24 protein-coding genes are annotated in these 20,484 nt (G+C 49.3%); 14 read left to right on the plus strand and 10 right to left on the minus strand.

Annotated features, from left to right (window positions below):
* Nucleotides 1–321: 321 nt before the first annotated feature.
* Nucleotides 322–675, minus strand: a complete 354-nt coding sequence (locus tag R50912_RS14490; protein WP_042235833.1) for a DoxX family protein — start codon at nt 673–675, stop codon at nt 322–324.
* 135 nt (nt 676–810) lie between these two features.
* Between R50912_RS14490 and R50912_RS14495 the strand changes: the two genes are divergently transcribed.
* The 5 genes from R50912_RS14495 (at nt 811) to R50912_RS14515 (ending at nt 4,627) form a co-directional block, all read left to right on the plus strand.
* Nucleotides 811–1,155 carry a winged helix-turn-helix transcriptional regulator gene (locus tag R50912_RS14495; protein WP_042235835.1) on the plus strand — a complete coding sequence of 115 codons (345 nt, stop codon included), beginning with the start codon at nt 811–813 and terminating at the stop codon, nt 1,153–1,155.
* 78 nt (nt 1,156–1,233) lie between these two features.
* Complete coding sequence (locus R50912_RS14500; RefSeq protein ID WP_042235836.1) at nt 1,234–2,448, plus strand: chromate transporter; 1,215 nt, start codon at nt 1,234–1,236, stop codon at nt 2,446–2,448.
* Nucleotides 2,449–2,466: 18 nt separating this feature from the next.
* Entirely contained in the window at nt 2,467–2,973 is a 507-nt protein-coding gene (locus tag R50912_RS14505; protein ID WP_042235838.1) for a P-loop NTPase family protein, read from the plus strand.
* Between the two features lie 246 nt (nt 2,974–3,219).
* Entirely contained in the window at nt 3,220–4,149 is a 930-nt protein-coding gene (locus R50912_RS14510; protein ID WP_042242392.1) for a phosphotransferase, read from the plus strand.
* A gap of 103 nt (nt 4,150–4,252) precedes the next feature.
* Nucleotides 4,253–4,627 carry a hypothetical protein gene (locus R50912_RS14515; protein ID WP_042235840.1) on the plus strand — a complete coding sequence of 125 codons (375 nt, stop codon included), beginning with the start codon at nt 4,253–4,255 and terminating at the stop codon, nt 4,625–4,627.
* A 298-nt stretch (nt 4,628–4,925) separates the two neighbouring features.
* Here the strand turns inward: R50912_RS14515 and R50912_RS14520 are convergent, their stop codons facing one another.
* Nucleotides 4,926–5,141, minus strand: a complete 216-nt coding sequence (locus tag R50912_RS14520; protein ID WP_042235843.1) for a helix-hairpin-helix domain-containing protein — start codon at nt 5,139–5,141, stop codon at nt 4,926–4,928.
* 28 nt (nt 5,142–5,169) lie between these two features.
* Nucleotides 5,170–6,546, minus strand: coding sequence for a metallophosphoesterase (locus tag R50912_RS14525; protein WP_197073082.1), 1,377 nt, complete (start codon nt 6,544–6,546; stop codon nt 5,170–5,172).
* Nucleotides 6,547–6,860: 314 nt separating this feature from the next.
* Between R50912_RS14525 and R50912_RS14530 the strand changes: the two genes are divergently transcribed.
* Together R50912_RS14530 and R50912_RS14535 are read left to right on the plus strand one after the other, a co-directional pair.
* The gene (locus R50912_RS14530) at nt 6,861–7,460 is read left to right on the plus strand and encodes a nitroreductase family protein (protein WP_042235844.1); all 600 of its coding nucleotides are present in this window, start codon (nt 6,861–6,863) and stop codon (nt 7,458–7,460) included.
* Nucleotides 7,461–7,539: 79 nt separating this feature from the next.
* On the plus strand, nt 7,540–7,734 hold the full coding sequence (locus tag R50912_RS14535) for a DUF2188 domain-containing protein (RefSeq protein ID WP_042235847.1): 195 nt from the start codon (nt 7,540–7,542) through the stop codon (nt 7,732–7,734).
* Between the two features lie 96 nt (nt 7,735–7,830).
* Here R50912_RS14535 and R50912_RS14540 read toward each other — a convergent pair whose 3' ends face one another.
* Both R50912_RS14540 and R50912_RS14545 read right to left on the minus strand, forming a co-directional pair.
* Entirely contained in the window at nt 7,831–9,069 is a 1,239-nt protein-coding gene (locus tag R50912_RS14540; RefSeq protein ID WP_042235850.1) for a peptidylprolyl isomerase, read from the minus strand.
* A gap of 253 nt (nt 9,070–9,322) precedes the next feature.
* Entirely contained in the window at nt 9,323–9,658 is a 336-nt protein-coding gene (locus R50912_RS14545; RefSeq protein ID WP_039298093.1) for a LytTR family transcriptional regulator DNA-binding domain-containing protein, read from the minus strand.
* 199 nt (nt 9,659–9,857) lie between these two features.
* Here R50912_RS14545 and R50912_RS14550 point away from each other — a divergent pair, with 199 nt between their 5' ends.
* Nucleotides 9,858–10,964, plus strand: coding sequence for a lactonase family protein (locus tag R50912_RS14550; protein ID WP_042235852.1), 1,107 nt, complete (start codon nt 9,858–9,860; stop codon nt 10,962–10,964).
* A 157-nt stretch (nt 10,965–11,121) separates the two neighbouring features.
* Here the strand turns inward: R50912_RS14550 and hfq are convergent, their stop codons facing one another.
* A complete protein-coding gene (gene hfq, locus R50912_RS14555) occupies nt 11,122–11,343 on the minus strand; it encodes an RNA chaperone Hfq (protein WP_039298097.1) in 222 nt (73 codons plus the stop codon).
* A 110-nt stretch (nt 11,344–11,453) separates the two neighbouring features.
* On the opposite strand from hfq, the gene R50912_RS14560 reads away from it, so the two are divergent.
* Nucleotides 11,454–12,134 carry a phosphatase PAP2 family protein gene (locus R50912_RS14560; RefSeq protein WP_042235855.1) on the plus strand — a complete coding sequence of 227 codons (681 nt, stop codon included), beginning with the start codon at nt 11,454–11,456 and terminating at the stop codon, nt 12,132–12,134.
* Nucleotides 12,135–12,166: 32 nt separating this feature from the next.
* On the opposite strand, the gene R50912_RS14565 is transcribed toward R50912_RS14560, so the two are convergent.
* Nucleotides 12,167–12,667, minus strand: a complete 501-nt coding sequence (locus tag R50912_RS14565; protein ID WP_042235857.1) for a hypothetical protein — start codon at nt 12,665–12,667, stop codon at nt 12,167–12,169.
* 228 nt (nt 12,668–12,895) lie between these two features.
* On the opposite strand from R50912_RS14565, the gene R50912_RS14570 reads away from it, so the two are divergent.
* From R50912_RS14570 to R50912_RS34955, 3 genes are all read left to right on the plus strand, one after another.
* Nucleotides 12,896–13,951, plus strand: coding sequence for an FUSC family protein (locus R50912_RS14570; RefSeq protein ID WP_042235860.1), 1,056 nt, complete (start codon nt 12,896–12,898; stop codon nt 13,949–13,951).
* A gap of 241 nt (nt 13,952–14,192) precedes the next feature.
* Complete coding sequence (gene helD / locus R50912_RS14575) at nt 14,193–16,550, plus strand: RNA polymerase recycling motor HelD (RefSeq protein WP_042235863.1); 2,358 nt, start codon at nt 14,193–14,195, stop codon at nt 16,548–16,550.
* Between the two features lie 60 nt (nt 16,551–16,610).
* Entirely contained in the window at nt 16,611–16,751 is a 141-nt protein-coding gene (locus R50912_RS34955; protein ID WP_156123125.1) for a hypothetical protein, read from the plus strand.
* 5 nt (nt 16,752–16,756) lie between these two features.
* On the opposite strand, the gene R50912_RS14580 is transcribed toward R50912_RS34955, so the two are convergent.
* The 3 genes from R50912_RS14580 to fsa all read right to left on the minus strand — a co-directional run bounded on the left by R50912_RS14580 (nt 16,757) and on the right by fsa (nt 19,209).
* A complete protein-coding gene (locus tag R50912_RS14580) occupies nt 16,757–17,968 on the minus strand; it encodes an MFS transporter (protein ID WP_042235867.1) in 1,212 nt (403 codons plus the stop codon).
* A gap of 12 nt (nt 17,969–17,980) precedes the next feature.
* Nucleotides 17,981–18,418 carry a MarR family winged helix-turn-helix transcriptional regulator gene (locus R50912_RS14585; RefSeq protein WP_042235870.1) on the minus strand — a complete coding sequence of 146 codons (438 nt, stop codon included), beginning with the start codon at nt 18,416–18,418 and terminating at the stop codon, nt 17,981–17,983.
* Nucleotides 18,419–18,561: 143 nt separating this feature from the next.
* Nucleotides 18,562–19,209 (minus strand): fructose-6-phosphate aldolase, encoded by a 648-nt coding sequence (fsa, locus tag R50912_RS14590; protein ID WP_042213033.1) that lies wholly within the window; start codon nt 19,207–19,209, stop codon nt 18,562–18,564.
* Between the two features lie 238 nt (nt 19,210–19,447).
* Here fsa and R50912_RS14595 point away from each other — a divergent pair, with 238 nt between their 5' ends.
* A complete protein-coding gene (locus tag R50912_RS14595; protein ID WP_042235874.1) occupies nt 19,448–19,891 on the plus strand; it encodes a hypothetical protein in 444 nt (147 codons plus the stop codon).
* On the plus strand, nt 19,875–20,429 hold the full coding sequence (locus R50912_RS14600) for a macro domain-containing protein (protein WP_042235876.1): 555 nt from the start codon (nt 19,875–19,877) through the stop codon (nt 20,427–20,429). Before R50912_RS14595 ends, R50912_RS14600 begins: the two co-directional genes overlap by 17 nt.
* Nucleotides 20,430–20,484: the final 55 nt, after the last annotated feature.

Here is a 20,484-nt window from a genome sequence, read left to right on the forward strand (position 1 = left end):
TGAAAGGGCGGCGAGGATGCAGCGGATTTTTCTAATCTACAAACAATTCTTAACAGAACCTCTGTGGTTTAAGATTCTTATTATTACCACTTTGCTTGCGGCCGTCATATTCAGCAGTTCCTCTTTACCACAAAATGGTTATTATCAGCTTACTTCTAAATTAGCAGCAGCAATCTTTTTTACAGCCTATGGCGTTAATTTCCGTTCAAACACCCGGGTTTCTGCTGTTTTTTTAGTAATGGCGGCGGTTTGCATTTTTCTGTCCTGGACTATCTGGACGGGCCTTCCGCCAGCTGAGTAGGACTACCTTGACATTCTCGTTCAGAACCGGCCAACCGCGACAATTAGAGCCAACACGATGAAGAAGATGTTCACACCGATCTCCCGGTATTCCTTGCGTTTGATATGGAAAAGGGCGCCGCTTAGGACAGTCACTGCAAGGGCTGCTGCGGCAACCGGCGTTAACACAGGTACACTATTCAGCGCATAAGGAAGTATCAATCCAAGTGCGCCCAATAGTTCGGCTACCCCTATAAAGACCACAAATGCCTTGGGAACATCTGATACCCATCCCCAGGATTTTTTCGCCTGCCCGTACCGAAAGGCCTTAAGCCAGCCCGAATATACAAAACCTGCTGCTGCAATTCCCTGTACAATCCATAATGCAATATTCATAAATGACTCCTCCTGATACGTTTTAGCTGTCTGTTACTGTATAATAGCCCCAATGAAGCAATACGCGATAGTAGGCACTTTTAATAAACATAGTTAAGAATAAGTAACCATACGCAGGATAAGGAGCTGGAGGCTATGGAATCGTATTGTAAGTTTGAATCGGCACTGGACATTCTGATCGGGAAATGGAAGCCTGTTATTCTGCTTCAGCTAATTAACAAAGGCACCATGCGATTCGGAGAACTGCAGAAATCCATTCCTGATATTAACAAGAAGATGCTCACCCAGCAGTTAAGGGAGCTAGAGTATAACGATATCGTGCACCGTGAAGTGTACAATCAGATCCCGCCAAAGGTTGAATATTCAATCTCGGAATATGGGAAAGGATTAAGTTCTGTGCTGCAGGTATTGAATGATTGGGGAGTTTCTCATATTGAGCATATGAAGAAGCTGTATGAAGCGGATCGTTCAGGAAGTTAAGCAGATGCGAGGAAATGCTGGATACATTAAATCAGTAGAGTCTAGGCTGTGCAGTTCAAAATCAAGGGGGCAATGTAAATGCAGACGGATGAGCAGAAGGTACCGGAAGATATTCAGAAGGGGAGAGGGGGGGCCCTTCTTGAAGTGCTGCTTGTATCTGCTAAACTGGGTTTTACTTCGTTTGGAGGACCGATCGCTCACCTGGGTTACTTTCACAATGAGTATATACGCCGCCGGAAGTGGATGGATGAACGGAGCTACGCTGATCTGGTAGCTCTTTGCCAGTTTCTCCCTGGTCCGGCGAGCAGCCAGGTTGGTATCGGTATCGGTGTTGTAAGAGCAGGTTTGCTGGGAGGGGTTGTTGCGTGGCTAGGCTTTACTTTACCTTCTGTCATTGCGCTGGTTGCGTTTGCCTTTTTGCTTCAAGGCTATGATATAGGCAGTGCAGGCTGGATTCATGGACTGAAGATCGTTGCTGTGGCGGTTGTTGCCCATGCTATTCTTGGCATGGGGCAAAAGCTGACGCCTGACCGGGAAAGAGTAACCATCGCTGTTATTGGAGCAGCTGTTACATTGTCCTGGCAGACAGCCTACAGCCAGGTACTTACAATTGCTGCAGCTGGCATAGTTGGGGTTTGGCTTTATCGCAAAAAAACTGCGGAAGGCACAGCAGACCTTCACGTTTCAATCAGCCGAACCTTTGCTATTCTCTGTTTACTATTATTTTTTGGTCTCTTAGTAGCTCTCCCTTTATTAAGAGGAACAGCAGAGACCGGAGGGTTAGCGATATTTGACAGCTTTTATCGTTCCGGTTCTTTGGTATTCGGCGGCGGACATGTCGTGCTTCCGCTTCTGGAAAGAGAAGTAGTTCCTACAGGCTGGGTTAGCCAAGCAGATTTCCTGGCGGGGTACGGAGCCACGCAAGCAGTTCCGGGCCCGTTGTTCACTTTTGCAAGTTACCTTGGGGCCCTGACCGGAGGTGTTACCGGAGCAATCGTTGCCACGTCCGCTATCTTCCTGCCGGCCTTTCTTCTTGTAGTCGGCACACTTCCTTTTTGGAACAGCTTAAGAAAAAGCCTGAAAATTCAGGGAGCCTTGGCCGGGATTAATGCAGCTGTTGTTGGGATTTTACTTGCTGCCTTGTATGATCCCCTGTGGACTTCAGCTATTGTGGAGCCGATGGATTTCGCGCTGGCCGCCATTCTATTTATTATGCTGGTTTTCTGGAAGCTTCCGCCTTGGGTAGTCGTTGTAGCTGGTTCAGCGGGCGGAATGTTACTTGGAGTATTTTAATCAGCGAGGGGACTGGAAATGAAATTACATATTATAGGCGGCGGGGGGAGCGGGAAATCCTACATATCCGCATTAATGAGCCGGAAGCTGAATATCCCCCATTACGAGTTAGATGATATTTTCTGGGATAATGAAGCGGATGTATATGGAGTAAAAGCGCCGGAGGAAGAGCGGGACCGTAAGCTAAAAGAAATCGTCAGTCGTGAATCATGGATCATCGAAGGTGTATACCGTGCGTGGGTAGGGCCAAGTTTACTGGCTGCAGACAAGATCATCGTGCTTATGCCGCCGTTATCCGTACAAGAAGAGCGAATATGGAAGAGGCATGAGGAGCGTGTGTCCGGAGTGGCCGTAAGTAACAAGCGTGAGACTCCTGAAAGTGTCCGGGAGTTTATAGAGTGGAACAGGGATTATAATCACGTGAAGCTTCCCCGGTTTATTGAGAACTGTGAGTATAAGGATAAGCTGATTTCCGTGAACAATAACCTGGATATTCTGGAGCTGCTGGCAGTCCAAACGGAGTAAGAGAGCAGGGGCTGTATACGGGGGATTTCGGCAAATACAAAACAGTCCTTGGAAGGATTCCAAGGACTGTTTTGTATGCCGATTTTATTCAAGACCTAATTCAACATAATAACAGAACGGAAAGAAACAGTCTATATTTTTTCCGGGAAATATAATACAGTGGGGTAGCCGGCAATAAATGAAGAAGCGGAGTGTTGTTCCTTGGAAATTTATTGTCATCTCGATGCTGCTGTCTTACAGGCGTATTTGGGGAAGGTCTTTGGCACAAGTTATTCTGTTGCAATGGTTACGAAGCTGCATGGTGGCGCGCAAAAGGTGGTCTATAAGATAGAATGCACTAATGGATTTTCTTGCGTTCTGTATGTGTGGGATATTACCATGAATTATTTTCAAGAAGAAATTGTGAATCAGAATACGAATGAGCAATCCTACGGCAGTGAACAATTTGAGATAAACAACAGATATTTACTCGAACATTCTATCCGGACGCCTGCTCTCTATGATATGAATAAGGAAGGGAATCCTTATGATTTTGATTATGCGCTTGTTGAGTATGTAGCCGGGCAAGCAGCCGAGGCCTATTTCAATCATTCTGATTCCAGGGTTAAGGATACTATCTTTCAACGCCTGGGAGACATGATTACGGGCATGCATGCGGGGGAAAGCGAAATTTACGGAAAACCGGATCAGACCGAGCCCGACACGGGACAATGTCATCTTATCCAGTTGCAAAATGCTATAATTCAGTTGTCATATGCCTCTGAATATATTGATGTTATCCGCAGGAATCAGGGTAAGCTGCTCGATATGCTGTACAACCTTGAGTCCAAAATAGAACCCAGAAGCCGTTATGGATATATTCACGGAGAGCTTGGTCCTAACCATGTGCTGGTTACGGATCAGCTTGAACCCTGTTTGATTGATATTGAAGGAGCCGGATTCTACGATATTGAGCACGAGCACAGTTTTATGGAATTCCGTTTTGGCGATTTCTACCGGTATCTGAAGAATGATAATCTCGATGTAAACAGGAAGCTGTTCTATCAATATCATCATCATCTTTCGTTGATCTCGGCGGGCTTAAAGCTGGTTCATAGAGGTTATCCGGATCAGCAGACAGCAAAGGGAATTACTGATTATCATACCAGACGTGCTTTGCAGTTTATAGAATCTTGAGGGGAATCAAAGATGTAACCGCGAAATAAAAAATATTGCGGACTTCAGAAAGAAGGTCTCTCTCCACGATGTGGATGAGAGACTTCTGTTAGGAGTTTAGAACATGGACAAAGCTAAAAGAGAACTTTTAATGAACATCTGCCTATTCTCGCTAGTGTTAAGTGTGTTATACGGCATAATGATCACGGGCATCGATAATTCATTAGTATCTGAGACCTCATATATCAGTGGCCCCGGCGGATTCGTTGTGTTTGTGCTGTTCTTTTTAATTCTGTACCCTCTGCATATCCTGCTTAGTATGCTTCAATTTGCTGTCATCAGATTAGCCGGGGAATCGCTGGTAAAGCGGCTTGTTATCTCTAATGCAACAGGGCTTGTGGTTGTCGGAGCCATTTATTATATTACACAAGAAATTGAAGCGCTCTGGCTGATTTTCTCTCTGGCGGTTTTCTCTGCGGTAGCGCTTATAAGGAAATGAAGAATTCCTTTTTCCTTATAAGCAGGCAGTAAGGAGCGCCTGGCACATAGCTGTATTCTGTACAATTAAAATTGAGCAAAGTATTCTTCTTCGGCAAAAAAGAATTATATAAGAGTACAGAGTGCAATTAAATCTCTTTCTTAGGCATATTGGCTCGCTTTAGTTGTACAAAATACAGTTAAAGCTTGCCCATGTCTCTGGCTAAGCCAGTACAACATAACAGCGGCAGCTCAGGACTTCATCCCGTCCATGGCTGCCGCTGTTTGATGTATCCCGTTGAGCGTCACACTAAACCAGCTTACTTAGCAAAATCAAGCCCTTTGTCTGCAAGTGCCTGGCGGAGAATACGGATGCCCTTGGGACCCATGCCGTGCAGCTTCAACAGCTCTGCTTCTGTAATTGTGTTTAGCTGCTCCAGGCTTACAATACCGGCTCCGGCCAGCGCCCGGTGCGCCGGCTTGGAGATTATCTCTGGCAGGCTGCTGCCTGGCGGGGATTCATGAGTATCTGTCACTAAGCATGCTCCTCTCAAATAATGTCGGTTACTGTGTAGTCAGAACCATCTCCAGCGATACATTGCTCTGACCGGAGTGTTCGGCCATACTGCGGATATACCCGGACATGAATCCGCCCTCCATACTCTCCCACAGCTTGTATCCCGGCATGGCTTGGATCTCATCCAGTGAGTCAGCTGCGCTGCCAGCGAAATATTTCACGTTCAGCCTGGACATGACTTCGGCCATCGACTGCTTCTGAGCCGCTGTAAAGGTGCTATCCTTCAGTCTGGTCATTGCCTTCTCATAAGATTCACTTGCAAAGGTCTCTTCAGCATATGATTTGAAGTTCAGCAGATGAGGGTCGGTAATATCCTTCGCTTGAGCCCAGCCCTCCACGTCTACTGCGGCCGTATTATAAGTGAAAGCACGGGAGACCGGATCAAACGTCATCGCGCCGTACTGATGGGGATTAACTGCCATTGCGCTAGTAGCAATATCGTATACAGGCATGGCCGGATCAATAGAATCTGCAGAAGGGTCCCGGCGGATATCCTGCATATGGATATGTCCGGATAAGACCAGATTGAGGCCATCCTTGCGGAGTGTCTTCATGGTTTCCTGGCTGTTGTTAAGCTTGAAGCCGGATACCGCCATGGAGGTGTGGCTTAACAGATTATGATGCATTACGGTAATGATCGAGGCATGCTCCTGTGCGGCCAGCTTCACATTTTCATCCATCCAGGACAAGGTTGAAGGTAAGAGCCGCCCGTCTGTCTGCGGGAAATTGTACTCTTCATTATGTGCATACTGGGCGCTGTCAATCATCAGAAGCCAGAGGCCTGGAGCGGCCTTAACCACATAGCTTAGGCTGTCAGCATCCCGGGATAGCGCCTCATGGTAACCGAAATCCTCATAGGTCGCGAGGAAATCCTCCGCGTTAATATGATCTGCAACCACCTGCTTGTCACCGTCAAAGGATCTGGCCCAAGGGTTATTAATATCGTGGTTACCGGGAATAACATATACGCTGGTACCCATTGCCTCAATCCGGTGCAGCTTCGCGGCTAATTCTTTATGGCTGCTTGCTTCACCATTGTTGGTGAGATCGCCACTGAGAATGAGGAATTCAGGCTCCTTCTGTTCCACATCATAGACAAGGGCTTCAGTCAATTCATCACTGTAGGGAAGCATCTTACCGTCTCCGCCCGTGACATAGGTCTGGAAGGCTTGGCCGCCATCCTCAAGCGCTTTATCCAGATAATGTGTATCGGTAGCGACCCAGAAGGACACAGGCGCAGTGGAATCTATAGCTGTCTCAGGTTCTGTAACCGCGGCCGCTGCATTTAAAGATGTCGAAGCTCTTTCTTTGCAGCCGCTTAAAATCAAGGCAGAACTTAGCAGCATTAATAATGTGAATTTCATTGTTCTTTTAGTTCCATCCTTAACAGGGGAGCTCATGAATTGACCTTCTTTCTGCACTTTTGCTGAATCATTGTAGCGTATTTATTGACAGGTTGTATATACGAAAAGTTAGTGCCATGTTTCTAAATGTAAAGATCAGCTTATAGAAAATAGTGGAAGGCGTATAATTACTGCCAATACTGCGACACTAAGAGCTGATATATAAGCATAAGCAAGCAGACAGGAGAAAGTTGTGAATAAGAGTTGTATTCCGGTAGGAAAAGTGTTAAGATTTATAAAAGTAAGTTACTTAATTAAATGGAGGTAGTTATTTTATGTCTAAGAGCTTTTTCGAAGCGGTAAAAGGTAGACGTTCCGTATATGCCATCAGTAAAGAATCGCCAATCTCTGATGAACAGATCCAGAAGATCGTTGAAGAGGCAGTATTACATAGCCCGACTTCCTTCAACTCCCAGAGCTCCAGAGCCGTGGTTCTGCTGGGTGAACAACATGATAAACTGTGGGATATCACTGCAGAGACTTTGCGCAAAATCGTTCCCACTGAACAATTCGAAGGGACAGCACAGAAGTTAGCCTCCTTCAAAGCCGGTTACGGCTCCGTGCTCTTCTTCGAAGACCAGGCGGTAGTGAAGCATCTTCAAGAGAACTTTGCACTGTATGCAGAGAATTTCCCGATCTGGGCCAACCAGTCCTCAGGGATTCTGCAGTTCGTAGTGTGGACAGCTTTCGCAGAACAGGGTCTGGGCGCTTCGCTTCAGCATTATAACCCGCTGATTGACGATGAAGTCAAAGAAACATTCGGTATTCCGGCAGAGTGGAAGCTGATTGCGCAGCTGCCATTCGGTACAACTGTAACCCCTCCGGGAGAGAAGGAATTCCAGCCGATCGAAGAGCGTGTGAAAGTCATTAAATAAGGAAACATAACAATAAGTGGTTTAGAACCTCCCTGATCCGGCTAAGTATGAGTATAGTCAGATCAAGGAGGTTTTTGTTATGCCATGGAATAAAGGAGACTATCCGGATTCTCTGAAGAACTTCACTGCACCAGTGCGCAACAAGGCTGTGGAAATTGCCAATGCGCTGCTTGAGGATGGCTATGAGGAGGGGCAGGCGATTGCCATTGCAACCGCGCAGGCCAAGGAGTGGGGCGCGAATCATGACAAACAGATCCGTAAAAAGAATCATTGACCACTGTGCCCGGGCCTAAGGCCGGACAGCAAAGAGGACAGGCGGGAATCCGCCTGTCCTCTTTAGGTATGTGCATATTATGCAGGAATGAATAGATTACTTGGCTGGAGCTTCTGTTGCAGCAGCAGGGTCTGCGCTGGCATCTGGTGCGGCAGATGCTGCCGGAGTAGCGGATGCATCTGGAGTATCGGTCAAAGTATTGGTGATGGTGGCATTCTTGGTCAAATCAGCCAGCCAGGTAGAAGACATTTCCGAGACTTTCTGCGCTTTCAGAGTCTTGGTGATTTCCTCTTTTTTCTCAGCAAGCGTGTATTCATGTGCTTCTTTACGGTCAGTAACCTTGATAATGTGATAACCGTAATCGGTCTTCACAGCACCGCTGGTTTCGCCAACCTTCATGTTGAAGGCTGCATCGGAGAATTCAGCAACCATATCGGCACGTTTGAAGAAGTCGAGGTCTCCGCCTTTGTCTTTGGAACCGGTATCTGCAGATTTCTCTTTAGCGATTGTGGCGAAGTCTGCTCCGTCTTTCAGCTGTTTGACGATGGCATCGGCTTCTTCTTTGGTTTCAACGAGGATGTGGGAAGCGCGAACTTCTTCTTCCTGATTGAAGGTAGCTTTGTTCTCGTCATAGTATTTGGAGATATCCTCATCCGTAATGGTAACCTTCGGTTCAACCAGCTTGCGGATTTCAACCTGCAAAGGCATTTGCTTCTTCAGGTCTTCCAGAGTCATGGAGCTCTGCTGCAGAGCAGAATTCAGGGCTTCCTCACCGCCGAACTGGGTGATCAGGTCTGCGATCTCCTGGTTAATGTCTTCATCGGTTACGGTAATGTTGGCTTTCTTCGCTTCCTGATCCACGAGAGTGGTAGTAATCAGGTTCTGCAGCGTGGATTCCCCGCCTGCTTCAACCAATTTATCGTAAAGCTGTGCTTTCGTGATATCCGTTCCGTTAACGGTAGCAACAGCGATCTTGCTGTCGTCTTTCTTGAAAGGCTGCACAATCAGGACTACAATTAATGCCGCTGCCAATATGATGGAGGCGATCATCCAGCCTTTACCACCCGCAGGTGCGGCCGGCTTGGAAGGAGGAGTACCGTCGCCTACCTTGTTCATTACGGGAACGCTTTCTTCAATTTTCGGAGAATGCACGCTGCTGGAGCTTTCTGTTGCAGCTTGTACAGGTTCTGCCGGAATCATTACTTCCTCCTGAGGGTCAGATACGGCCTCCGCAGGTTCAATTCCATCTTCCGGGGTAACTACAGAAGTGTCGTTCTCTTCCGGCGTTCCGCCGTTTTCAAGCTGTCCATTTTCGTTGAAATCTTTTTTGTCCATTATAATTAATGACTCCCTTCAATATAGGTGGTGCCTGTCTTTCTACAACTTTACCAGAAAACAGAATTCCAAACCTTAAGAAAGTATAAAAAAGCATAATAACTTTTTAAGATTCCATTAAGAAACAGGAAAAAGCCGGAGCAGCAATAGGTTTCCCCATGCACGCTCCGGCCAGATGAGAGAGACATTGAATGCATAAAAATGATTCCATGCTGTATTCTACGGATTAGCGGGCAGCGGATATGTATCCGCCTTAGGAGCTAAGTCCTCTCAGCAGATGGCGGATGCTTTCCTGTTTGCGTCTGGGAACACGCACAGACTTGGCATACAAGCCCATTTCACCGAAGTAGATACAGTCATCTTCGATGGAACTGATCTTGTTCAGGTTAACGTAGCAGCCCCCGTACACATGATAATAGCTGTTGCTTGACAATAAGCGGTTCAATTGCTCGGCAGTCATTCTCTTTTTAATGTTGTAGTTTCTGCCGTGAAAAATGACCAGGTCATGGTCCCCGACCTTAAAGAACAGAATGTCTGTCTCCACCTCGAAGTCCTCATATACATTTCTGGCTTCCAGCAGGCTGCTCATTCGTGTTCCCCCTTTATACTTAATTAACATCGATGTTAGCGCTTTCATTATAACATACTCTTTTTGCTTTGAGAAGTCTTATTTTTGAAATGTTTTTTGTCATTTTTTCCGTTGCATTTGTCATACCTCACGAAAAACTGTAAATTATATAGATGGCTGATATGCATCCATAACCACAAGTTGGAGGAGGATTACCCAGATGAATGAGAATACGAAGCTGCTGTTGTTTACCGGCTCTTATGCAACGGTTGAGGAGAGCGGGGTTCAGGTGTTTGCTTTTGACGGTGAAGCCGGAGGTACACTTGAGCGGCTGGATACAGCTGATGGCATAACGAACCCGACGTTCGTAAATGTGGACCCTTCCGGGCTGAAGCTGTATGCGATTGGCGAGAAGCCAAGTGGGGAGGGCGGCAAAGAGGGAGAGATTGTAACCTTCGCGATTGAGCCTAAGACCGGTAAGCTGAGTGAATTGAAGCGGACTCCGACGATGCCTGCCGCAGGCACAGGTCAAACCACGACCTGTAATATCAATAGAGATGCTGAAAGCGAACATATTGTAGTATGCAGCTATCACGGGGGAACGGTAGGACTGCTCACCCTGGATGCAGACGGAATACCCGAAGCCCTGACGGATATTGCAGTACATACCGGTCATAGTGATCTTCCTGGCCACGACCGGCCGCATCCGCATTCGGCTATCTTCAGTCCGGATGAGCGTTTCCTGTTTGTGTCTGATCTCGGGCTGGATCTGATCCGGACCTACCGGATTAACAGAGAAGCGAATAAGCTTGAAGCGCTTGGAGATACTGCACTGCATGAAGGAGCGGGACCACGCCATTTCGTGTTCCATCCGGATGGCAAATCCGCTTATGTGATCAATGAGCTGGATTCCACCGTAACTTCTTTCCTATATGATGCTGCTGCAGGGACTCTGCAGACGGCATTTACGGTATCGACACTTCCTGAAGGTTACCCGTCAGACAATAACAGCTGTGCTGAAATTGCATTTTCCAAGGATGGGAGATATCTGTACGGTTCAAACCGCGGCCACGACAGTATCGTTGTCTACAGTGTAAATCCGGCATCGGCTGAGCTTACATTGATGGAGCATGTATCCACAAGAGGGGGGCATCCGCGCCACTTCTCGGTAACGCCGGACGGAGGCTATCTGATTGTTGCCAACCGGGACGGCAATAATCTGGTGGTCTTCTCACTGGATGCTAATGGTGGACGATTAACCTTCACAGGAAATACGGCGGAATTGTCCAAGCCAGTCTGTGTCATGCCTGCCGTATTTGCCGGATAGTTATTTCGGACCGGTTAGTAGCTGCTACGTGTAATGCTTGTCCTGCCAGGCAACTATGGCAAAAGGAACACCGGAATGGCTTGCTCCGGTGTTCCTTTTGAATTCAGGACGGTTAATTTGTAGGTGTTAGGCCCAGAGATGCGCCGGGCGGGACTGCTTATTTGAGTGAGACGGGCTTCAACGGCACTACCGTGGAGACTGCCGATTTGAAGAGTACGTTCTGTCTGCCGTCACCTTGACCCTGCAAGGTGATAGTATAAGCGTCATAAGAGGTTACGAGTCCCTGCATTTTGACTCCGTTAGTTGTAAAAATGGTCACGGGCACTTTTGTTGAGATACACTGGTTCAACAAACGTTCCTGCAATTTTAGACTTTCCACTTTGGCAGCACTCCATTTTTATATGAATTAACTTCTTAGGCAATTATAACACGGGAGAGATGCTCCCAGGAAATCTGTCATCGGGCGCGGAAATAGACAAGGGGGTAGTTATGCTTTATTATCATTACTGGTCCGGCGGATTTCGCCGTTTTATATGGTTTTTGCTGGGATTTATCCTGATCGCTGTATTAGTTAAACAGGGCGGAGCTGCAGGCTTTGACCGTGCCGTTATACATATCGTGCAATCTATGGAATCGCCGCCGCTCACTGCGCTGGCCAAAAGCCTATCGCTCGTCGGCTCTTCGAGACTGGCTATCGGGATTTCGCTGCTGACTATGACTATATTATTCTTCGCCTTGAAGCACCGGATGGAACTGGCTTTGTTTCTGTGGGTAGGCTTAGGCTCCCAATTGCTGAATACACTGCTGAAGCTGTGGTTTCACCGCGAACGTCCCACTGTACACAGACTCATTGAACAGGCCGGGTATAGCTTTCCAAGCGGACATTCTATGGCTGCCTTCTCATTATACGGGGTGATTGCCTATCTTCTCTGGAGGCATATGCACAACAGACGCGAGCGGTTCATCCTGATTCTGTTCACCGTACTGATGACCGGCGGGATCGGCTGGAGCCGGATTTATCTGGGAGTGCATTATCCCAGTGATGTGATCGGCGGATACGCAGCCAGCGGCGCATGGCTGATGCTGTCTGCCGCCTGCTTCGAGGCTTACCGGAACTTCAGGGAACGCCAGGGGTCAGGACCGCACGGCAAAAAGGATGCCCGCAAGTAATCTGCTGGGCATCCGCATTATTGACTGTAGCTTTAGCGCGTCTTCGGCGCAGCAGGCTGCTGTGAAGGCTTGGCCTGGTGAAACTGGGCCGCACGGCTAAGGCTCAGCTTGATCATTACGGGCAGCCCGGTCTTCAGCTTGTCGGCATCCTCTTTCGTAATCCGGCCGTCCTTGACGGACTCGTCCACCTTGAGGCTGGCGGCTTCACTCAGCTTCTGGATGTACTGATCTTCGCTCCAGCCCTTTTTCTCCTGGGCGAGGGCGGAGAGTGTCTTGCCTGCCTTGAGGCTGTCTATCAGCTCTGAACGGTCCATCTCAAGCAGCTTAGCCGTTTCATTGATGATGAAATGGCCTCCGGCCCGAAAGTTCTTAATCCCGCCGTGAGGATGCCCATGCTCCTTGCCGGCGTGTATGGAATCCGGTGAGGAAGTAGGCGTTACGGCAGATGGATTCTCTGCAAAAGCGGCAGCCGGTGCCATAGTGAGCATTACGGCTGCAGTGAATGCAGTGATTCTTTGGATAGGGTTGTTCATGATTCACCTCTTCTGAGTTGTGAGTTGGCTGACATGTACCCATTATTCCCTGAAAGCTGAAAGAATCCTTAAACCTGGCTTAAGCCATACTAAAATTCGCCAGCGTGCTTCATGGGTAATAATGTGTGTGCAATTATTAGAGATTTATCGAATACCTTCAGGATATACATAAATTTTTAATCACAGCATCTATATTGAAATAGATTAAGCTCTTTAGGAGGGATGGATTTGGCTTTTGGTGCCCGCATACTCAAAACAGGAATGGCAGTCACGCTCGCACTTTATCTGTCCGTTCTACTTAATTTCGCCTCCCCTGTCGGTGCGGCTATAGCGGCTATTTTTGCAATGCAGCCATCCATATACAGATCATGGAGGTATTTCCTCGATCAGATTCAGACCAGCACCATGGGAGCTGTGATAGCACTGCTGGGCGGAATGCTGCTGTCCAATGAACCGATTGCGGTCGGGCTGGTATGTATTCTGGTGATTATGATCAGCATGAAAATGAACCGCGCCGATACGATCGGCCTGACGCTTGTTACCGTAATCTCCGTAATGGAGGCTTCCGGGCAGTGGCAATTTGCGCTCACCCGTTTTCTGCTGACGCTGACCGGTATTCTGTCGGCATTCATTATTAATATCGCTGTCTTTCCGCCGAAGCCGCGCAAGCAGTACATTCAGCAGATTGAGAATGTATTCACCAGCCTATCACTGCTGTTAAGGACTGCGGTATCGCATGAAATGAAGGAAAGTGTATTTCGGGATGAGAAGAACGCTCTAGAGGGTTCCATTAAGGCGCTGGCTGACAAGTATGCATTGTTCGAAGAGGAGCAGAAGCAGCTAAGAAGGGCGAAATACAGCCAGACAAGGCAGATGGTGGTGTATAAGAATCTGCTAAATTCTCTGCAGAAGGGGTTTCAGGTGCTGGAGGCTATAGACCGGCATTACTTCCAGGCCGAGCGAACAGAACGTACCGATAAGCTGTTTGACCGGCATCTGGAGCAGCTGATCAAATATCATGAGTACATCCTGCTGAAATTCGAGAATAAGCTGAAGCCGGGTGCGCATGATTCTGAACTTCTGGCAGAAGACAACGACCGTTTTCTGGAGGCGGCTATCCACGGATATGATTCTGAGAAATCGGGGCAGCTGCGGTTGTCCGTGGTGGCAGCGGCAATATATGATTACGGCTATCAGCTGGATCGTCTGGATAGGGTGGCTGATCAGATTAACCGGATGAACACGGACGAGAAGGACTCTGCCGATATGACGGGGGAAATATAAAGAACAAAAAATCCGGTCCCAGAGGGACCGGATGAAGATATACATCATAAGGTTATGTATTGCGTGAAGCATATAAATTCTTAACTTATTGAATAAATTGTGCCGGAAACTTGTAAAAGCGCTAAAGAGTTGGTAATATAAAAAGATATCAAATAAAGTCTAACTAAAAAAACATAGTTATTCAATTTAATTATAACATGAAGAATTATGAATGTCAACCTTCTGAAGGGGATGAAATGATTTGGATAAACATGATCACGAGTGGCAAGAGGAGCAGGAGCGGGTCACCGGAATTACCAGGCAGTTATCTACACACATCCGGCTGCTGTCGGAGGAGCTTGGACTCCACCGTACAGATGTCGTGGATATGCGTAAGGACTTCTGGGAAGAAGTTACCGTGAACTTCAGCAGCCCTGACGATCTGGGCGAGACCTCAACCAGCCTGCGGCAGCAGGCACAGATCCTGAACGAACGCGAACGCCATCATCTCCAATCCAGTAAAGCGCTCAAAAAATATAAAAAGCTGGTCGTATCCCCCTACTTTGGCCGGATTGATTTCTCGGAATCCACGGATACTGCGGCAGATAAAATCTATCTGGGCATCGGTTCACTGATGGAGGATAACGGAACCTTCCTGATCTATGACTGGCGGGCCCCGATATCGAGCCTGTATTATGACGGTGCGCCGGGTCCGGCTGCCTATGACACACCGGGCGGATTAATTACGGGGAACATGGAGCTCAAACGCCAGTTTGTAATCGATAATGGAGAGATCGAAGTGATGTTCGATACCGGCGTAACGATCGGCGATGAGCTGCTTCAGCAGGTGCTGAGCCACAGCGCCGATGACCGGATGAAGAGCATCGTAGCGACCATCCAGAAGGAGCAGAATGCGGTGATCCGCAACGACAGAAGCCGGATGCTGGTTGTGCAGGGTGCGGCCGGAAGCGGCAAGACCTCAGCGGCGCTGCAGCGGGTAGCCTACCTGCTCTACAAATACCGCGAGGTGCTGCAGGCAGACCAGATGCTGCTCTTTTCACCGAACCCGCTGTTTAACAGCTATGTATCGACCGTCCTGCCTGAACTCGGTGAAGAGAATATGCAGCAGACCACCTTCCAGATGTATCTGGAGCACCGGCTTGGACAGGAGTTTCAGCTGGAGGATGTGTTCAATCAGACGGAGAGCCTGCTGAATGCGCCGGATGGGCCGGAAGCCTCCATACGCAGAGCCGGGATTACCTATAAATCCTCCGTATCGTTCCTGGATGTCATCCGGCGGTATGTAAACCTGCTGGAGCACGAAGGCATGATGTTCAAGCCGTTGATGTTCCAGGGGCGTGCGGTCGTCGGCAAGGAAGAGATGGAGCGCCAGTTCTATAGCTATGATCCGAATATCAAGCTGGCTAACCGGATCGAACTGATGACGGGCTGGCTGCTCAAAAGAATAGCCGCGTTTAGCATTGAGGAACGCAGTGCATCATGGGTCGAGGACCAGATTGAGCTTATGGACAACAGCGACTATCAGCGTGCTTATAATATGATGCGCCGCAAGGGCGGAGGGCATAATGAGAGCTTTGATGATTTTGAAACGGAGAAAATCATGCTCGCCCGTTATATCGTCAGCCAGCGCCTCAAGCCGCTGCGCGGCTGGACCAAACGCGGACGGTTCGTTGATGTGAAGGGGCTGTACAGCCGGCTGTTTACCGACCGGGAGTTAATGAACAGCTTGAACAGCAGCCAGGTTCTGCCTGATGTATGGGATGATATCTGCAGCTTCACGCTGACTACCCTTGCCGGGAACGAACTGGCCTATGAAGACGCGACACCATTTCTATATTTGAAGGAGCTCAGTCAGGGCTTCCGTACCAATACACTGATCCGTCATGTGATTGTCGATGAAGTGCAGGATTATTCGCCGTTCCAGCTGGAATTCATGCGCCGGCTCTTTCCGCGGGCCAAAATGACTGTCCTGGGCGATCTCAACCAGGCAATCTACGCGCAAGGTGAGGTGCTGGGGGATTTGGCCGGGCTGGTCAGCATCTATGGCGAAGTGAACACGGAAGTAATCTCATTGACCCGCAGCTACCGCTCCACCTATGAGATTGTCGAGTTTACACGGGCGATGATTCCCGGAGGGGAGAAAATCGTACCGTTTAACCGGCGCGGCGAGGAGCCTTTGCTGACGGTCGTGGACAGTGAAGACGACCTGCTGGCCTCGGTGGAGCAGGATGTGCTGAATCTGCATGCACAGGGCTATCATTATGTAGCTGTTATCTGCAAAACAGCGGAAGAAAGTGCACGGGTGCATAATGAACTGCAGAGCAGGCTGCCGGTAAGGCTGGTTACCAAGGAAACGCCTAATTTCCAAAAGGGTACTCTGGTGCTGCCCGCCTATCTGGCAAAAGGCGTGGAGTTCGATGCGGTAATTATCTACGATGGCTCGGCAGAGAAATATGGCCGTGAGCATGAACGCAAGCTTTTCTATACAGCCTGTACCCGGGCGATGCATCTGCTTCATATCTACAGCCTGGGGCAGCCTAATCCGTTCCTTCCGGCTGCGGTGCGTGAGACTGTATCGGTAGGAGCTTTACAGGACTGAGAGCAACCGATTGTCTGCAGAACCGTCTACGCGTGTATACGCCGGGCGGTTTTTTTGCCGTTGGCGAATATCAGACTCCAGTTTGTGAACGATGAGCGCCGCCCTGTACAGCAGCATTCGGTTCAGCGGAGTGGCACTTGGACCGCAGATGGTTCGCTGCTGCTGATGTCATGGGGGCATTGGAAGGTATTTGAACTGTAGCGGGGTTAGGTATGGCTGATTACTTCGTGTGCATGAGAGTGGCGTCCTCGGCTGCGCTGTGATGCATAGACGAAGAGGTAGATTACGAGCAGCAGGACAGGTGCGATTATGGAGTATCTGTACATAACGGCATAACTTGTATATAAGGCAATTGCTCCAAGCAGCAAGGTGCCGATGGCGACTCCGAGATCAAGGGAGTTAAAGAACATGCCGTTAGCCAGTCCGCGCTGGCGCGGTTCTACGGATTGGATCATCCAGGTCTGGAGTGCAGGCTGCATCGACCCGAAGCCGAAGCCGTAACATAGGGCGGCTGGGAACAGTGCAGCTGTCGTTGATGCAAAAGAGAGCAGCAGCAAACCGCCGGCGATAAACAGGCTTCCCGGGATGAGCAGGGCTGCCGGGCCAAAGCGGTCATAAATCCTGCCGGACAGCGGACGGATAATCACAATCGAAACGGCATTGAACAGGAAGAAGTAGGCTACATGGGACAGGTTTTTCTCAGCTCCGAAGAGCGCCAGGAAGCCAATCAGCCCGCCATAGGAGATGGATAACAGGAAGTTAAGCAGGCAGGGAAGAAACAGCCTGCGGTACGCCCCACCCCCGGAGGCTGAAGCGGGTACTCCTGCGGGCTCTTTGTGCTGCGGGGGCAAGGTTTTGGCCAGGCGGTAGCCCAGCGGGAAGATGATGGCCAGCGCAGCTCCCGCGCCGAGGAGCAGGGAGCCAAAGCCGGGTCCCTGCAGCAGGCTGAGCCCGATCAGCGGACCGGCGGACATCGCCAGACTGGTGGACAACCCGAAATAACCCATGCCTTCACCCATCCGGCGGACAGGGATCACATCCGAGGCCATAGTCGGAAAGGCAGTACTGGCCATTCCGAAGCCAACGCCGAATAACATCCGGAGCAGCAGCAGGGCGGCGATACTGCCTGCGAAGTAGTAGCCGGCCACGGCCGCGAGTGAAACGGACAGTCCGAGGAAGATCAGCAGATTACGGCCGCCCTTCTCCATGGCTTTGGCCGAGAATAGACGGGAAGCGATAGCGCTGAGTGCAAATAGGCTGGTTACGAGGCTGACCTGCACGGAAGTTGCATGCAGTGTACCTTCCGCATACGCCGGAAGGGTGGATAAGGTCATCTGCAGGCCCGTGAACAGCAGCAGATTGCATAGGGTGAGAGTAATGAAGGACTTGGTCCAAAGACGTTCTGTTGAATTGCTCAAAGGTGTATGCTCCTATTCTTGATGGTTGGTGTTGTGGTAGATCAGCTCCAGCATGCTGCGGAGCTCTTCAAGCTGATGCGGATTCAGTCCGGCCACGGCAGTATTAATGGTCTGCTGCTCGAGTTCGAGCGTATTTCCGATAAGCGACTGCCCTTCTTCTGTGGCGTAGAGCTGAAAAGCCCTGCGGTCACCGGGATTCATTGACTTGCTGATGAACCCTTTCTTGAGCAGGAGCTCAACGATCCGTGCAGTGGTCGGCTGGTCCTTGGCGGCAGCAGCGGCAACCTCCTTCTGGCTGATTCCGCTGCGGTCACAGATCATGAGCAGGACCGACCATTGCTCGGGAGTAATATCATAAGGCTTCAGAGCCCTGGCAAATCCGGTGGTAATCCTGCGGTGGGTGGAGCCCAGCAGGAAACCGAGAAATTGCTGCGGAGAAGAATGCGGCATAAATTTGCTCCTTCGAATATAGTTGTCATGACAATTATAATTACAACAATCAAATTGGTCAAGGCATTTGCGGGACAGCAAACAACAAAAAGCCCCGCTCCGCGTTCGCGGAAAGGGGCTCGAACTAAAAAACCGTTATGAGTTTAAACTTGCGGCACTTTCTCCCAATCCTTCAGGAAACGCTCAATTCCGTTGTCTGTCAGCGGGTGCTTCCAGAGGGAAGGTAAGAGTGAACCCGGGATGGTCGCAATATGAGCGCCGGCAATAGCTGCTTGCTCTACATGGGCGATATTGCGGATGCTGGCTGCAATAATTTCGGATTTCAGGCCATAGTTGGTAAGAATGGTCTTCAGATCCTTGATCAGCTTCATGCCGTCAACGCCGATATCGTCCAGACGTCCGACGAACGGGCTGATATAAGTAGCACCTGCTTTGGCTGCCATGAGGCCCTGAGCAGCGGAGAATACGAGCGTAACGTTAGTTTTGATGCCTTTCTTAGTCAGTTCATAACAAGCTTCAAGACCATCTTCAGTCATTGGCAGCTTGATTACGACATTCGGAGCCCATTCAGCGATTTCGTAAGCTTCCTTAAGCATCTCTTCCGCTGTGAGACCGATAACTTCAGCACTGACCGGACCGGGAACAATCGCCACGATCTCCTTGATTACATCTTTAAACAATCTGCCTTCCTTGGCGATCAGCGACGGGTTCGTCGTTACGCCATCCACTAATCCGAGGCGGGTAATACGTTTGATTTCCTCAATATTTCCGGTATCCAAGAAAAATTTCATTTCCAGGTATCCTCCCTTGATTTCGTATGGATTGACAAATCAGTTTGCTCCACTTCATTATGAGACATGCCACGGGAAGTTTCAACTGTTAATTTGAATATCTCAAAATAACTTTATAGATGAAACGCTTAAATAAACATTTCTTGCGTCTGGGCCATTCACGGCAGACTTCTCTACATGATAATATAGAAACGGTATTGTCCATTTCATGCGATTGGCGGTGAAGGGAATATTTACTTTGATTGGAAGTGTGGTGCTGTTTCTGCTGTTCGCCGCCGGAATTATTGCCTTTCAGAACAGCAGAATGCTTGCTGAACGGGAGAATGATTCATCCAGAGCCTACACCGGCCATTTGATGTATTCTGTATATCATCAGACTTTCTCTCCAAATGAGGAGTTGCCGGAAGCAGTCCCTTTGTTTCAATTCACACTGTTTGACGGGGCGGACGAAGAGTCCTTCATCACGCATGCGCTGTGCAGGGTTGCTGCCGGACGGGGCGAGATGGTGTTATCCGACGCGCAGAATTATATGCTCAGCAATCTCAGCCAGGCCGCGCTGCAGGGAGTCCGGTTTGAACATTTATCTTTTCCGGGCAAGGCTGCCCGCAGGGGGGAGAAGGAATTGATTAAAGCGCTGGAGACTGCGGCGAAACAGGAGGCCGAACATGCAAATCACCGTTAACAATGTAGTGATTTCAGTAAGTGAAGGCGATATTACCGCCTGGCAGGGTGAGATGATTGTGAATGCATCCAACTCAGGTCTCTACGGGGGCGGGGGAGTGGACGGGGCGATTCACCGGGCAGGCGGACCCCGCATTGCGGAAGAATGCGCTGTAATCCGGCAGAAGCAAGGCGGAATACTCCCGGGACAAGCCGCGGTAACCACAGCAGGTCTTCTCCCGTTCCGGGGAATCATTCATACTGTAGGACCGATTTGGAAAGGGGGCACTGCAGGCGAGACGGCTATTTTATCCCAATGTTATAGCAGCAGCCTCAGTCTGGCATGCTCCTACGGAGCACGGAGTGTGGCCTTTCCGAACATCAGTACCGGAATATTTAACTTTCCCAAAGAGCTGGCCTGCAAGACGGCGCTGGATTCAGTCGTCACTTATGTGCGTGAACGGACATCCGCGGAGCTCCCGCTGCAGCGGATTGAATTTATCTGCTTTGAACATGACAATGCCATATTGTATGAGGCCATGCTCAACGATTATATCTGAGCTGACAGTGTAGGCCTGCCTGCTGATCTGTTCGGGCTTACATATTGTCCTTAAC

Origin of the sequence: Paenibacillus sp. FSL R5-0912, from assembly GCF_000758605.1 — a bacterium.
In the GTDB taxonomy this organism is placed as follows: Bacteria; Bacillota; Bacilli; order Paenibacillales; family Paenibacillaceae; genus Paenibacillus_AQ.

Bases quoted from the DNA above. Each gene is read 5' to 3' on its own strand.
- R50912_RS14525 (WP_197073082.1), bottom strand. From the start codon at position 6,546: ATGAAATTCACATTATTAATGCTGCTAAGTTCTGCCTTGATTTTAAGC.
- R50912_RS14495 (WP_042235835.1), top strand. From the start codon at position 811: ATGGAATCGTATTGTAAGTTTGAATCGGCACTGGACATTCTGATCGGG.
- R50912_RS14560 (WP_042235855.1), top strand. From the start codon at position 11,454: ATGCTTTATTATCATTACTGGTCCGGCGGATTTCGCCGTTTTATATGG.
- R50912_RS14545 (WP_039298093.1), bottom strand. From the start codon at position 9,658: ATGAGCAGCCTGCTGGAAGCCAGAAATGTATATGAGGACTTCGAGGTG.
- R50912_RS14530 (WP_042235844.1), top strand. From the start codon at position 6,861: ATGTCTAAGAGCTTTTTCGAAGCGGTAAAAGGTAGACGTTCCGTATAT.
- R50912_RS14550 (WP_042235852.1), top strand. From the start codon at position 9,858: ATGAATGAGAATACGAAGCTGCTGTTGTTTACCGGCTCTTATGCAACG.
- fsa (WP_042213033.1), bottom strand. From the start codon at position 19,209: ATGAAATTTTTCTTGGATACCGGAAATATTGAGGAAATCAAACGTATT.
- R50912_RS14490 (WP_042235833.1), bottom strand. From the start codon at position 675: ATGAATATTGCATTATGGATTGTACAGGGAATTGCAGCAGCAGGTTTT.
- R50912_RS14585 (WP_042235870.1), bottom strand. From the start codon at position 18,418: ATGCCGCATTCTTCTCCGCAGCAATTTCTCGGTTTCCTGCTGGGCTCC.
- R50912_RS14540 (WP_042235850.1), bottom strand. From the start codon at position 9,069: ATGGACAAAAAAGATTTCAACGAAAATGGACAGCTTGAAAACGGCGGA.
- R50912_RS14535 (WP_042235847.1), top strand. From the start codon at position 7,540: ATGCCATGGAATAAAGGAGACTATCCGGATTCTCTGAAGAACTTCACT.
- R50912_RS14515 (WP_042235840.1), top strand. From the start codon at position 4,253: ATGGACAAAGCTAAAAGAGAACTTTTAATGAACATCTGCCTATTCTCG.
- R50912_RS14505 (WP_042235838.1), top strand. From the start codon at position 2,467: ATGAAATTACATATTATAGGCGGCGGGGGGAGCGGGAAATCCTACATA.
- R50912_RS14565 (WP_042235857.1), bottom strand. From the start codon at position 12,667: ATGAACAACCCTATCCAAAGAATCACTGCATTCACTGCAGCCGTAATG.
- R50912_RS14600 (WP_042235876.1), top strand. From the start codon at position 19,875: ATGCAAATCACCGTTAACAATGTAGTGATTTCAGTAAGTGAAGGCGAT.
- R50912_RS14500 (WP_042235836.1), top strand. From the start codon at position 1,234: ATGCAGACGGATGAGCAGAAGGTACCGGAAGATATTCAGAAGGGGAGA.